At 54.7% G+C, this 13,343-nt stretch carries 15 protein-coding genes and 1 pseudogene; 8 read left to right on the forward strand and 8 right to left on the reverse strand.

The window, feature by feature from the left end:
• Positions 1-55: 55 nt before the first annotated feature.
• Complete coding sequence (locus tag ACLI4M_RS17895; RefSeq protein WP_133623987.1) at positions 56-748, reverse strand: DUF4145 domain-containing protein; 693 nt, start codon at positions 746-748, stop codon at positions 56-58.
• A 449-nt stretch (positions 749-1,197) separates the two neighbouring features.
• On the opposite strand from ACLI4M_RS17895, the gene ACLI4M_RS17900 reads away from it, so the two are divergent.
• A complete protein-coding gene (locus ACLI4M_RS17900; protein WP_048916463.1) occupies positions 1,198-1,383 on the forward strand; it encodes a general stress protein in 186 nt (61 codons plus the stop codon).
• A gap of 124 nt (positions 1,384-1,507) precedes the next feature.
• The gene (locus ACLI4M_RS17905) at positions 1,508-2,407 is read left to right on the forward strand and encodes a DMT family transporter (protein ID WP_133623986.1); all 900 of its coding nucleotides are present in this window, start codon (positions 1,508-1,510) and stop codon (positions 2,405-2,407) included.
• A gap of 33 nt (positions 2,408-2,440) precedes the next feature.
• On the opposite strand, the gene rutG is transcribed toward ACLI4M_RS17905, so the two are convergent.
• From rutG to rutA, 6 genes are read right to left on the reverse strand one after another with little or no spacing between them, the layout of a single operon-like run.
• On the reverse strand, positions 2,441-3,769 hold the full coding sequence (rutG, locus tag ACLI4M_RS17910) for a pyrimidine utilization transport protein G (protein WP_133623985.1): 1,329 nt from the start codon (positions 3,767-3,769) through the stop codon (positions 2,441-2,443).
• Positions 3,770-3,803: 34 nt separating this feature from the next.
• Positions 3,804-4,328, reverse strand: a complete 525-nt coding sequence (gene rutF / locus ACLI4M_RS17915) for an NADH-dependent FMN reductase RutF (protein ID WP_048916460.1) — start codon at positions 4,326-4,328, stop codon at positions 3,804-3,806.
• Positions 4,313-5,137: a pyrimidine utilization protein D gene (gene rutD / locus ACLI4M_RS17920; RefSeq protein ID WP_133623984.1), complete on the reverse strand. Its 825-nt coding sequence runs from the start codon at positions 5,135-5,137 to the stop codon at positions 4,313-4,315. The genes rutF and rutD overlap by 16 nt, the downstream gene beginning before the upstream one ends.
• A 10-nt stretch (positions 5,138-5,147) precedes the next feature.
• A complete protein-coding gene (gene rutC, locus ACLI4M_RS17925; protein ID WP_133623983.1) occupies positions 5,148-5,534 on the reverse strand; it encodes a pyrimidine utilization protein C in 387 nt (128 codons plus the stop codon).
• Between the two features lie 30 nt (positions 5,535-5,564).
• On the reverse strand, positions 5,565-6,311 hold the full coding sequence (gene rutB / locus ACLI4M_RS17930; protein WP_133623982.1) for a pyrimidine utilization protein B: 747 nt from the start codon (positions 6,309-6,311) through the stop codon (positions 5,565-5,567).
• Positions 6,311-7,402: a pyrimidine utilization protein A gene (rutA, locus tag ACLI4M_RS17935; RefSeq protein WP_133623981.1), complete on the reverse strand. Its 1,092-nt coding sequence runs from the start codon at positions 7,400-7,402 to the stop codon at positions 6,311-6,313. Before rutA ends, rutB begins: the two co-directional genes overlap by 1 nt.
• Before the next feature lie 256 nt (positions 7,403-7,658).
• Here rutA and rutR point away from each other — a divergent pair, with 256 nt between their 5' ends.
• Positions 7,659-8,324 carry an HTH-type transcriptional regulator RutR gene (gene rutR / locus ACLI4M_RS17940; RefSeq protein WP_048916455.1) on the forward strand — a complete coding sequence of 222 codons (666 nt, stop codon included), beginning with the start codon at positions 7,659-7,661 and terminating at the stop codon, positions 8,322-8,324.
• A 24-nt stretch (positions 8,325-8,348) separates the two neighbouring features.
• On the forward strand, positions 8,349-9,329 hold the full coding sequence (locus tag ACLI4M_RS17945; protein WP_133623980.1) for a metal-dependent hydrolase: 981 nt from the start codon (positions 8,349-8,351) through the stop codon (positions 9,327-9,329).
• 41 nt (positions 9,330-9,370) lie between these two features.
• Here ACLI4M_RS17945 and cycA read toward each other — a convergent pair whose 3' ends face one another.
• Positions 9,371-10,765, reverse strand: a complete 1,395-nt coding sequence (cycA, locus tag ACLI4M_RS17950; protein WP_133623979.1) for a D-serine/D-alanine/glycine transporter — start codon at positions 10,763-10,765, stop codon at positions 9,371-9,373.
• A gap of 201 nt (positions 10,766-10,966) precedes the next feature.
• On the opposite strand from cycA, the gene ACLI4M_RS17955 reads away from it, so the two are divergent.
• The 4 genes and pseudogenes from ACLI4M_RS17955 to ACLI4M_RS17970 form a co-directional block, all read left to right on the forward strand.
• Complete coding sequence (locus tag ACLI4M_RS17955; RefSeq protein WP_413449737.1) at positions 10,967-11,293, forward strand: hypothetical protein; 327 nt, start codon at positions 10,967-10,969, stop codon at positions 11,291-11,293.
• Between the two features lie 849 nt (positions 11,294-12,142).
• Positions 12,143-12,508, forward strand: a complete 366-nt coding sequence (locus tag ACLI4M_RS17960; protein ID WP_413449738.1) for a hypothetical protein — start codon at positions 12,143-12,145, stop codon at positions 12,506-12,508.
• Positions 12,489-12,929: a hypothetical protein gene (locus ACLI4M_RS17965; RefSeq protein WP_413449739.1), complete on the forward strand. Its 441-nt coding sequence runs from the start codon at positions 12,489-12,491 to the stop codon at positions 12,927-12,929. The genes ACLI4M_RS17960 and ACLI4M_RS17965 overlap by 20 nt, the downstream gene beginning before the upstream one ends.
• Before the next feature lie 12 nt (positions 12,930-12,941).
• Positions 12,942-13,217 (forward strand): annotated as a pseudogene (locus ACLI4M_RS17970) (LuxR C-terminal-related transcriptional regulator); the annotation flags it as partial.
• Positions 13,218-13,343: the final 126 nt, after the last annotated feature.

The raw sequence follows: 13,343 nt of genomic DNA on the forward strand, positions 1-13,343 counted from the left end.
AACGCAAAGCTATTGTAATAACCCCGCAGGAAAATATCCTTTGGGTTTTTTTGTTTTATGGATTCTGCGGTTTTCTGGCTGCTTGCTTTTCATCTGCTAACTTTTTCATCTTGTCAGCCCGCTGATCTCTATCGTGTCTTGCTATATACCACTCATCCAAAAGCATCTCTATCATTTCAATAAGTAACATTGCCTCATCGGGACTCACTTCAACAATAGTGTTGATGTCTCTCTCCATGTGAGCGCCGATGTTACCAACCTTCCTGACACCATCGATTGCGTCCCAAATATTACTGTCTACTTTACCTTCAAGAGCCTTTATTGCTTTGCTTAAATTTTCTTCTTTAAGCTGCCAAAAGTCTCTGATCATACCCTGCAATGCGCGTCTTGCTAAAGTAGCTGAGGACTTCGGTGATAATTCGACTATGGAGCACGCTTCTTGATAGTCCTGCCTGATCACGGAGGGTATATAGTCAGGGTAATTCTTTATGTTTGGTACCAGATTAGAAGGGATGATAGGGATATGAGTGGGTACTTCATTAGTAGTTGATATTACACCAGAAAAATTATAAAGCGAGTTGATCTTGAGTGATACGGTCGCTCTTAAACAATCTGGATTGGGACATTTTACACCCTCAACAGTATAACGTTTAAAACCATCGCTGGTTGAAAAGTCGAAATGAGCATCTTTAGTATCACCTTCTCTGATAACGGACGCATGATTACAGTGTGAACACACCCAAGACATGATCTCTCTCCATAGATGAAAAACTTTTCTTCAATCTACCTAAATTTTATCTTTAAAATCAATTAGATTTTATTGTGTCGTTTAGATAAGTAAGGTGACTAAAATCTTTGCCATTTTGCTACTCCCAGATTAACGCTGAGAAGTGATCGTTTGTCCGATTTGTCAGTATAGAAGATGCCCTGTCTTATGCCCGCCGTCTGAACAATATTTGCTCACCCACCGCCCGTTTAGCTTATTATTTCGCATTATTCATTAATGAAAATTAAAGGGTAAATCAGGCTGTTCGCGGCAATCGGGGCGTCATCAGAACCACGTTTATCACGACGTTCCGCTTAATACACTATGCTTAACAGCGCGGCGGGCATCGTGGCCTGTGCGCGAAACAGCCGGCGGCAGCATCAGCGGTCGGGGCAATTCAGTATGATGTCTTAACTATTCGGAGGTAAGAAATGGCCGAACATCGTGGTGGATCTGGAAATTTCGCTGAGAACCGTGAAAGAGCATCAGAAGCAGGGCGGAAGGGCGGAAAAGTGAGCGGGGGCAACTTCAAAAATGACCCGCAGCGCGCCTCCCTTGCAGGGGAAAAAGGTGGCCGCAACAGTCGCGGCAGCAGAAGCAAAACGGAAGAGCACTGATCTATCCCACCCGCAGCCCGCCGCCGGGCTCGCCCGGCGGCTCATCCTTACGTAGACAATAACGGCACTTGATTCCGTAAAGCGAACCCCGCACACTGACGCCAAATTTTCAGCTGGGCGCACCATGTCTGCTTTTCTCTCTCGTTATAAATTCGCCGTCAACCCGCAGGAAGGGGTGCTGATCCTCATTACCATGATTTGGGGCGGGACCTTTCTTGCCGTGCATCATGCAATGACCGTCAGCGGGCCGTTCTTTTTTATTGGCGTACGCTTTGCAACGGCCGCGCTGCTGCTGGGGGCGATCTGCTGGCGCGTGCTGCGCGGGGTGACCTGGTATGAGATCAAAGCCGGTGCGCTGATAGGCCTGGCGATTGGCTGCGGCTACGGCCTGCAAACCTACGGCATGCAGACCATCTCCAGCAGTAAATCGGCGTTTATTACCGCGCTGTATGTGCCGCTGGTTCCGCTACTGCAGTGGATGTTTCTCGGCAGAATGCCGGGGCTGATGTCGTGGGTGGGCATCGTCCTGGCGTTTAGCGGCCTGCTGCTGCTGGCCGGGCCGGACGGCGGCGAACTGGCGTTTAATGCGGGGGAGATTGCCACGCTGCTCAGCACGCTGGCCATCGCCGCCGAAATCATTTTGATCAGCGCCAGTGCCGGCAAGGTGAACGTTCAGCGCGTCACGGTGATCCAGCTGGCTGCCGCGTCGCTGTTTGGCTTTCTGATGATGGTGCCCAACGGAGAGTCGCTGCCGCCGTTCAGCCCGTACCTGCTGTACAGCGCGGTCGGGTTGGGGGTCGCCAGCGCGTTGATTCAGGTCACGATGAACTGGGCGCAGCGCAGCGTATCGCCAACGCGTGCCACGGTGATTTATGCCGGTGAACCGGTGTGGGCAGGGATTGTTGGGCGTATTGCCGGGGAGCGCCTGCCCGCCGTTGCGCTGCTGGGCGGGGCGCTGATTGTGTTGGGCGTATTAATCAGCGAATTGAAGCTGAAAAAACGCAATAAATCGGCGCTATCGTAGGGATCGGGCATGCCCGACCCGCAGCCGATGGGATTAAACGTCCTGACGTACCACGCTGCTACCGCTTAAGGCCGCAGCGCGCTTATGGCTCAGAATGGCGTTCAGCAGGATAGCGCCAAAGGTTGCCGTACCGATCCCACCCAGCGTGAAGCTGCCAATTTTCAACGCGAAATCCCCGGCGCCCAGCACCAGCGTCACCGCCACCATAATCAGGTTGCCATTCTGGCTCAGATCGACCCTGTTCTGCACCCAGATACGTGCGCCCGCCACGGCAATCAGACCAAATACCACAATCGATGCTCCACCGATCACCGGGCCGGGAATGGTATGGATCAGCGCGCCGAATTTCGGCGAGAAGCCAAGCACCATCGCAATCATCGCCGCCGCAACAAATACCAGCGTCGAATAGACTTTGGTCACCGCCATCACCCCGATATTCTCTGCGTAGGTCGTTACGCCGCTGCCGCCGACGCCGCCGGACAGCATGGTTGCCAGACCGTCGCCGACAAAGGCACGCCCCATATACGGGTCAAGATTGCGCCCGGTCATGCCCGCCACGGCTTTAAGGTGTCCGAGGTTTTCCGCCACCAAAATTACCGCCACGGGTGCAATCATCACCATCGCCTGGCTGCTGAAGGTGGGAGAGGTGACCAGCGGCAGGCCGAACCACGGTGCGTGGGCCAGCAGGCTGAAGTCGACCGGTTTGCCAAAGCCAAAGCCGTTGGTCAGCACCGCATATATCGCCCAGGCAACGATAAGCCCGACAAGGATCAGCAGGCGCTGCACCATGCCGCGGGTAAATACTGCCACCACGCCGATGCACAGCACCGTCATCACCGCCATCCAGCTGTCAAACATCGAGGCCGACACGCCGCGCACGGCAATCGGCGCCAGGTTGAGGCCAATCGCCATCACCACTGCGCCAGTAACCACCGGCGGCATCATCTTCTCAATCCAGCGCGTGCCGGCTTTCATCACCACGACTCCAATCAGGGTGTAGAGCAGGCCGCAGGCGATAATCCCGCCCAGCGCAACGCTGAGATTGGGGTTCAGCCCCTGGCCATTGAATCCGGTAACGGCAATCACCACCCCCACAAAAGCGGCGCTGGAGCCGAGATAGCTCGGCACGCGGCCGCCCGTTACCAGGAAGAACAGCAGCGTACCTACCCCGGACATCAGAATAGACAGGTTGGGATCCAGCCCCATCAGCAGCGGCATCAATACCGTCGCACCAAACATCGCCACCGCGTGCTGCAGACCCATAATCACCGTCTGCCCTAAGGGCAGGGCTTCATCCGGTGCAACGATACCCGTGGAGGATGCCGTTGTTTTCGACCATTTGGGAAACCAGGAAGCTGCCATCGTTATCTCCAGAGTGTGAGCACTGCGTGAAAAATCAGAAACTGCGTGGGGGTAGTGGGTGATAGCCGCGATCGAACCAGATCAGGCCATGGCTGCTGTCGTTGATGACCAGCGCCTGCGCCTCGCATACCAGAATGTCATGGGTGCCGACGCTCATCGTCTGCGTGACGAGGCAGTCAAACGAGATCAGCGCGCCGCTGAGGATCGGCGATCCGGTGACGCCCGTCGTCCAGTCGGCGGCAACAAAGCGCTCGGCCATTGGCGTTTTACCGCCGAACAGGTTGGACAACGCCTCATGCCCGGCGGCCAGCGTATTGACGCACAGCTGGCGGTTCTGGCGGAAAGCGTCATATACCGAGGCGGAACGGTTCAGGCATACCAGCAGGGTTGGCGGCGAATCGGTGACGCTGCACACTGCCGAAGCGGTAAATCCGGCACGGCCGCCAGCCCCGTCGGTGGTGATAATATTGACCGCCGCGCCGAGGCGGGCCATCGCATTGCGAAACTGCTGTTTGTCCACCAGCGTATCGGGGACGGGAATTTTCAGGGCTTCAGACATAACGGCTCCCTTTCGGCGGTATTGGCGGCCAGGCTCTCATCTTGCAGCCAGCTCATCAGCAGGTGATTAAAAGTAGTACTGTCGGTGACGCTCATGGCATGGCCACCCCAGTTCATGCGCTGTAGCGTGGCGTCAGGTAGCGCGGCCAGCAGCTGTTCGGAGCAGGTCCAGGGCACCAGCAGATCGTCACGCGCGCACAGCAGCAGCACCGGCTGGTGGATACGCTGCGCTTGCGCGCTGTAATCACAGGCCATCAGCGCATGCAAACGTTTCAGCAGGTTCTCACGCCCCTGAAAATGCGCCGCGTGCAGCGTGTCTTCAGCTTCAATGCGCTCCTGATGCTGCGACAGCCAGTCAGCCGGATAGAGGAACAGCGGCTGAGCCCGTACCCAGGCTTCAACGCCCACGTTGATCAGCAGATCCTGACGCACGCGGAAGCAGCGACGGGTGTGGGCATCCAGCTGTAGCCAGCCGTTAACCAGCACCAGGCGCTGCACGCGTTCGGGGTAGTCGAGCGCCAGCTGCAGCGCCACCATGCCACCCAGCGCGTGACCGATGATGTCGTAGCGTTCGATGCCCTGCGCGCTGAGCGCCTGCGCCAGTTCACTGGCCATATCCTGCATGCTGTAGCCCTCAGGCAGGGTGTCCGGGCTGCGGCCGGTGCCGCGCTGGTCATACACCACCACGCGATACGCGGCACGCAGAGCATTCATCTGCGGTAGCCAGAAACTGCCCAGCCCGCCCAGCCCGGCGGAAAGTACCACGGTCGCGGCGCCGGCATCGTCGCGGCCTGAAAGCTCAATATGCATGCGTCACTCCTTATTGACCGATATGCGCGACGCTGGCGATCTCAATCAGCGCATCGGGTTTCACCAGCCCGCACTGAATACAGAAGCGCGCCGGTTTTTCGCCGGGGAAGAACTCGGCATACACCGCGTTAACCGCCGCGTAGTGGCTCCAGTCGGTGATAAAGATCGAGTTAAAGGTCACGTCGTCCATCGTGCCGCCCGCCGTCTCAATCACGCTTTTGATCGTTTCCAGCACGTGACGCGTCTGCGCGGCAGCATCACCGACATGCACCACGTTGTTGTCCTTATCGAATGGCAATGTCCCGGAGACATACACCACGCCGTCGGCCAGCGTTCCCGGCACAAAAGGCGCAATCGGCACGCTGGTGCCCGGTGGGGTGATAATCGTTTTTGGCATGCTCTTGACTCCGTCTCAGAAATGCAGTTTTTATGCCGTTTGTTGTGCGGCGGTAGGTTCATGCTGTAATGCGCGACAGAAGCTGCCGACGTCAGAGACCCAGCCAAAGAAGGTTTCGATATTGAAAATCGCCGCCTGCTGGGCAAACAGCGGCCCGGCCTGATAGGTCGCGTCTTCCAGCACGATGCCAAAGTATTCAAGGAAGAAGCCGTCGCGCAGCGTCGACTCCACGCAGACGTTGGTCGCAATGCCGGTAAACACCAGGTGGCGAATTCCGCGGCTGCGCAGCATGCTGTCGAGCGCAGTGTTGAAGAAGCCGCTGTAGCGCGGTTTTGGCAGCACAATATCGCCCGGCTGCGGCGTCAGTTCGTCGACCAGCTGATAATCCCAGCCGCCCTTCGCCAGCAGGGTGCCCTGCAGCTCCGGCTTCTGGCGCATGGTTTTCAGCGCGTTGGATTTATGCCAGTTCGGTGAGCCGGGGCCACCCGCTTCCACGTACTGATCGTCCCAGCCGTTCTGGAACCAGATAATCTGGATCCCGGCGTTGCGCGCCGCTTTAACCGCCACGTTGATCTGGTCGATCACCGGGCGGGTGGCGGAGACATCAAAGCCGGCGAGATCGAGATAGCCGCCGGTGGTGGCGTAGGCATTCTGCATATCTACCACAATCAGCGCGGTCTGCTCCGGCGGAAAGACAATCGCTTCCGGGCGAGCGGGCAGGGTAATGGCATTCTGGCTTGAGGCGGTGGTACAGACCACGGCGGGTTTGCTCTTCATTACGCGACCTCCTGAGTAGCATCAATCACATCAAGGCGGCACTGCATCAGCGGCTGGATGCGCTCGCCGAAGTTCTCAATGCCCTGTAGGAAATCATCAAAGGTCAGTAGCACGCCGTGAGTGCCTTCAACCGTTGCTACCTCATCCAGCATGCGCGCGACGCTGGCGTAAGAGCCGACCAACGTGCCCATATTGATATTCACCGCAGAAGTCGGGTCAGCCATCTGGCGCACGTTGGTATCGCTGCCGGATTTCTTATCCTGCTGGCTCTGCGTGGTCAGCCACGCCAGCGCTTGTTCGTCTGCCCCCTCTTTGTAGTGCTCCCATTTCGCCCGCGCCGCCTCGTCGGTTTCATCGGCGATGATCATAAACAGCACATAGGAGCCGACATCGCGCCCTGCGGCATCGGCCGCCGTTTTCATCCGCGCAGCGGTCGGGGCGAATGCGGTCGGCGTATTCACCCCTTTACCGAAGCAGAAGTTGTAATCGGCGTGCTTCGCGGAGAAGGCCATGCCCGCATCGCTCTGTCCGGCGCAGATCACCTTCATCGGCTTCTGCGGCTGCGGGCTGAGGCGGCAATCGTTCATGGTAAAGAACTCACCTTTGAGATCTGACTTACCCGTGCCCCACAGATCGCGCAGCACGCTGACGTATTCGGTCAGATAGTCGTAGCGGCGCGAGAAGTACTCATCGCCCGGCCACAGGCCCATCTGGTCATATTCCGGCTTCTGCCAGCCGGTCACCAGGTTAACGCCGAAGCGTCCGCCGGAAATGGAGTCAATCGTTGAGGCCATGCGCGCCACGATAGCCGGAGGCAGTGTCAGAGTGGCGGCGGTGGCGTATATTTCAATGCGTGAGGTGACGGCGGCCAGTCCGGCCATCAGGGTAAAGGACTCCAGGTTGTGGTCCCAGAATTCGGTCTGGCCACCGAAGCCGCGCAGCTTGATCATCGACAGGGCGAAATCAAAGTGATAGTGCTCGGCTTTCTGCACAATGGCTTTGTTCAGTTCGAACGTGGGCATGTACTGCGGCGCGTTGTTGGAGATCAGCCAGCCGTTGTTACCGATAGGGATAAAGACACCAATTTTCATGTGAAATCCTCTGATTAAGCGAAAGATTGACTGCGATACGCTGTGCAGGAATATTGCAAAGGCTGTGCCATAATCAGAAAAGTCATTAAAAACAGCGTGTTGCTTAAAGGTTGTGAAATTGTACTGGAGTGGATGGTCCAAATCAGACCATTTGGTCAAAACTATCTGCACAAAAAGCAGGCAGGCGTGGTCAATATAAGTGCATCCCTCTGATTAGGTATGCTTCGGGCGATTTGATATTATCCCCGCAACCCACATGGATCATGGAGTCACGGTGAATTCGACTGATAAGCCTGCGGCAAAAGCCTCAACCCGCCGTTCCCGCGCGGTAGCCGCCAAGCGCAACGCTATTCTGGCGGCAGCGCTGGAGTTTTTTTCCCAGTTTGGCATCCACGGCACCAGCCTGGATAAAGTGGCTGAACGCGCTGACGTTTCCAAAACCAATCTGCTTTACTATTTCCCGTCGAAAGAAGAGCTGTATATCGCGGTGCTGAAAGATCTGCTGGACGTGTGGCTGGCGCCGCTGCGTGCGCTGCGTGCCGATCAGCATCCGCTGGAGGCGATACGCGACTACATCCGCCTTAAGCTGGAAGTGTCACGCGATCATCCGCAGGCCTCACGTCTGTTCTGTCTGGAGATGCTGCAGGGGGCGCCGCTGCTGAAGGCCGAACTGGCGGGCGATCTCCGTCACCTGGTGGAAGATAAAGCGGCGGTGATTGAGGCATGGGTGGTGCAGGGCAAGCTGGCGGCGGTCCAGCCGCACCATCTGATCTTTATGCTGTGGGCCACCACGCAGCACTATGCCGATTTCTCCACGCAGGTAGAGGCGATAACCGGGCAAACGCTGCAGGATGAGCAGTTCTTTAACCAGACGGTAGAGAACGTGCAGCGCATGGTGATTGAGGGTATTCGCGTACGCTAACCGCAGGCTGAACAGGACAGGTTTATGGATTCCGTTTCACAATTTGTGTTGGGCGCTGCGGTAGCCGTTGCCGTGATGGGGCGCAAAGCACCGGTATGGCAGGCTGCGGCCGTGGGCGCGGCGTGCGGCACGCTGCCGGACCTTGATGTATTTATCGACCACGGCGATGCTATCCGCAATATGACCCTTCACCGTACTGAAAGCCATGCGCTGCTGTGGTTGACCCTGGTTTCGCCGCTGCTGGCCGCGCTGTTTGCCCGCCTTTGCCGCCAGCAGCAGCACTTCGCCCGCTGGTGGGTGGCGGTGTGGCTGGCGCTGATCACTCACCCGCTGCTGGATTTGACCACGGTCTACGGCACCCAGCTGGCGCTGCCATTTACCGATCGGCCGTTTGCCATCGGCAGCATGTTTATTGTCGATCCGCTCTATACGCTGCCGCTGCTGGTGGGAATGGTTGCCGCGCTGGCGTGGCGCGGGGAGCGCGGGCGACGCTGGAATCGCATCGGGCTGAGCCTCAGCTGTGTTTATCTGCTGTGGAGCATGGTCGCGCAGGCGTGGGTGACGCATGAGGTGAAGCAGCAGCTGGCGGCAGACCGCGATGACGTTGAGCAACTGCTGGTCACGCCGACAGCCTTAAATACCCTGCAGTGGCGCGTGGTGGTCATGAGGGAGGACAGCTATCAGGAGGGGTTCTATTCACTGCTCAGCCCGCACACACCGCTGGCATTAACCACCCACGATCGCGGTACGGCGCTGTATCAGCAGCTGGCGTCGAACTGGTACGTGCAGCGCGTGGCCTGGTTTAGCCGCGGCTTCTTTGCCATGAAGCAGGTCAATGGCTATATCACCATCACCGATTTGCGGATGGGGGAGGAGCCGGACTACACCTTTACCTTTGATCTCGGTCCGCTGCCGCTTAAAGAGGGGCCTTATAAGCCATCGCGTCTGGCGGTACAGCGCCCACCGCTCGGGCAGGCACTGCATAAACTGTGGTCACGCTTCTAAACCTACCGTGCCGGGCATCATGCCCGGCACGGGCGACAGAGTTACCCCGCCTTACGCTTGCGCAGGAACCAACCCACCGCCAGCATCAGGAACCACAGCGGCGTTACCATCAGCGCCTGGCGCGTATCGGTTTCCAGCGTCAGCAGCACAATGACGAAAGCGAAGAAGGCGATGCAGATCCAGCACATGAATTTGCCCAGCGGCATCTTGTAGCTCGATTCAGCGTGCCGCTGCGGGTACTTCTTACGGTACGCCAGGTATGAGCACAGAATAATGGTCCAGACAAACATAAACAGAATCGCGGATACCGTGGTGACCAGGGTAAACACCGTCATCACGTTCGGGATCAGATAAATCAGCGCAACCCCGCCCAGCAGGCACAGGCAGGAGAAGAACAGCCCGGTGGTCGGCACGGCGCGGCTTGACAGCATGCCGAAACGACGATGGGCCACGCCCTGTTGCGCCAGACCGTACAGCATGCGGCTGGTCGAGAAGATACCGCTGTTCGCCGAGGAGGCTGCCGAGGTCAGTACCACAAAGTTAACGATGCTTGCCGCCGCCGGCAGGCCGATCAGCACAAACATCTCCACGAACGGGCTGCGGTCCGCGACCACCTGATCCCACGGTGTTACCGCCATAATCACCATCAGCGCCAGCACGTAGAACATAATGATACGCAGCGGAATGGCGTTAATTGCACGCGGCAGCACGGTTTTTGGATCGTGCGTTTCAGCGGCAGCGGTGCCGACCAGCTCAATACCCACAAAGGCAAAGACCGCGATCTGGAACCCGGCAAAGAAGCCGCTCAGCCCTTGCGGGAACATTCCGCCGTGATCCCAGATATTGCTCAGGGAAGCGGTGCCGCCGCCCGGAGAAGGGTAGTGCATGGCGACCAGCACGATACCGGTGGCGATCAGCGCAACGATGGCGACGATTTTAATAATCGCAAACCAGAACTCCATTTCGCCAAACAGTTTTACCGTGGCGATATTCAGCGTTAAAAATATCGCGATGCACAGCAGGGCGCTCATCCAGACCGAGAAGTCGGGGAACCACAGCTGGAAGTAGGAGGCAATAGCCACCACATCAGCAATGCCGGTTACCACCCAGCAGAACCAGTAGGTCCAGCCGGTAAAATACCCCGCCCAGGGACCGAGCAGGTCGGCGGCGAAATCGCTAAAGGATTTGTACTCCAGATTGGAGAGCAGCAGCTCGCCCATGGCGCGCATGACAAAGAACAGCATAAAGCCGATGATCATATAGACGAAGATGATTGACGGCCCGGCCAGGCTGATAGTTTTACCCGACCCCATAAACAGACCGGTACCGATCGCACCGCCGATAGCAATCAGCTGAATATGACGATTATGCAGGTTACGCCGGAGTGTATCCGGTCCTTCCTCCGAGACGATTGCCTCTTTTGATTGATCAACCATATTGGGTTTCCTGTCCTGTGGTGATGATGTTTAAGCTCTGATGGCTTTTAATAAATCGATGATGTCGAGGTTAGTGCGGTCAAGAGCTTAACGCAAAAGACCGGAGGATAAAGCAGAAATTGCGGCTAAACTGCGAGAAGCACGCATCGCCTGCTTAAAAACCCGGCGTTGATCTCACCCACACAATAAAAGGGGAGGGAAATGAAGCAATTAATCGCATTTGCACTACTGGCTTTGCTTGGCTGGCTGGCGTTGCCCACCCTGCTAAAAAAACTGCCCGCCGAATGGAATCCCGCTACCCCGCTGGCGGTGACCGACCCGCCCACGCTGGTGACGCGCTACAAGCTGAAGCGGCTGGCGAGTGACGGCGCTGGCTGCCTGGCGGTGCTGCAGCAGGCCGAGAGTGCGGGCTATATCAGCTATACGCGCCCCGGCAACCTGCAGGGGCAATGCCCGCTGGTCGACCCGGTGCGTATCACAGGCTTTGGCGAGGTCAAACTCAGCTCAAGCTTTCTCGCCAGCTGGTGATGGTGGCAAGCAGGGTGTGTGCTGCTCCAGCCTCCAGCCCTGCCCAGCTCAGCCTCAGGCTTGTCGGATCCCATTTTGAGCCTTATGTGTGACAGAGGAATTCACTTCATTTTGCTTGGCCAAGGTGGCTCAGCCAGGCAGGCTGGAAGTGGTGATGCCTTCAGGCCCATTGCTCAAAGAGGCTGGCAGATCAGGTGGCTGATGGAGGAAATCATCAGGCTTGCTGGCTGTTGAATGGTTGTTCAATGGCCAACAGAATGTGATGCTGGAATTCCTCATTTTATTTGGCAGGCTGGGCTCAAGCTTGCCCACTAATCTCTGTAGGTGATGATGATGAGATGAATGAAAAATTAGAAATAAATTATGATGAGGATGATGTGCCTTCTGATGATACACACACACACACACACACACACACATATATATATATATGACTAATTAAACTAAATCAGCATGGCAGAGAGAGAGAAATAATTAGTTACTGAAACAGGGAAAGGAGGCTAGGAGAGAGAAAAATAGGGAGGCAGAGGCAGCAGGTGTGTGTGTGGCTCACTCTGTCACTGTGAGATGAGACTAGAATGAGAAAAAAAAAAAAGACTGCTGGCATGGCATGGTGGCATGGCAGAGAGAAAATTAAAAAAAAAAAAAAAAAAAAAAAAAAAAAAAAAAATTAAATTATATTTTCTTCTCTCTCTCTCTCTCTCCTAATTAAATGATGATGAAAAAAAAAATTATTTTAAAAAAAAATGTGATGTTACTGAAATTATTCTGATGGTGGTGGTGGAATTGATGCTTGAAATGAACAGAGACTGTACTAAAAAAAAAAAAAAAAAAAATTAACCAGAGGAAATGGCTATAATTTTAAATTTTTTTTTTTTTTATGATCATGGCAGAAAAAAAAAAAAAAAAAAAAAAAAAAAATGGCTAATTAAATTCATGGCATGGCAGAAATCATGGCAGAAATCATGGCATGGCATGGCAGAAAAAAAAAAAAAAAAAAAAAATGGCATGGCTGGAGAAATTATAATGGCAACAGAAATGGCATGGCATGGCTGGCAATGGCTACAAATTGAGAACTACCAAAGAGACCAAATCAAAAAAAAAAAAAAAAAAAAAAAAAAAAAAAAAAAAAAAAAAAAAAAAAAAAAAAAAAAAAAAAAAAAAAAAAAAAATACAGGCATAATGGTTAATTTTTGTGTGTTGTTGTGGCGATGATGATGATGATGCTGCTGATGATGGCTGCTGTTGGAGGCTGGAGGTACTGAAATGGCATCTTCTCTGTTCAGATGATGATGAGGATGATGATGTTACTCACCAACCAGAGAAAAACATGGCCAGGCACCACCATGGCATGGCAGGTCACCAGGCAAGTAATGTTTATTTGGTGATTGTTTTAATTTATCACTGTCTGAATGGAATTTTTTTTGATGTTGTTGTGTGGTGGCATGGTGGTGGCATGGCAGGCTTCTGTTGCAGCACCAGGCAGATGCTGTTGAAACAAATTATTTGGGAGGAGGCCAGCACAGAGACTCTCACTGCTTTAAAGCAACTGCTTGGTCGTTCTGAAGGATTGGCAGCAGATGATGAAACATCATCAGCATCCATTAACCACCACCTCATCAACGAAATTAAATAAACCACCAGGAACCTGGAGCTTCAACTTCAGAACCTGGCCGAACTGAGCCTTGCTGCGCTGATCGAGATGGATGATATCTCGATGACGGCCGCTAAACTGGAATTAAGTGAACGAGAATTGGAGATACTAAAATGGACAGCGGAGGGAAAAACTTCTGCAGAAATATCCTTAATACTCTCAATTTCAAAAAATACGGTGAACTTTCACCAAAAAAACATGCAAAAACGATTTAATGCACCAAACAAAACGCAAATCGCCTCTTACGCTGCAGCAATCGGTTTAATCTGAAAGAGGATGCAACTACTAATTTTGGTAGTTTCGTATTGCTAACCGGTTGTCTACCCTGCGCCCAGGGTGACAACCCTGCCCGTGCCGTCAGGAGCGGCGCTCACGAGGGAATGCGACAGGGGATTA

It is taken from the genome of Erwinia sp. LJJL01, from assembly GCF_047300805.2.
Classification (GTDB): domain Bacteria; phylum Pseudomonadota; class Gammaproteobacteria; order Enterobacterales; family Enterobacteriaceae; genus Erwinia; species Erwinia aphidicola.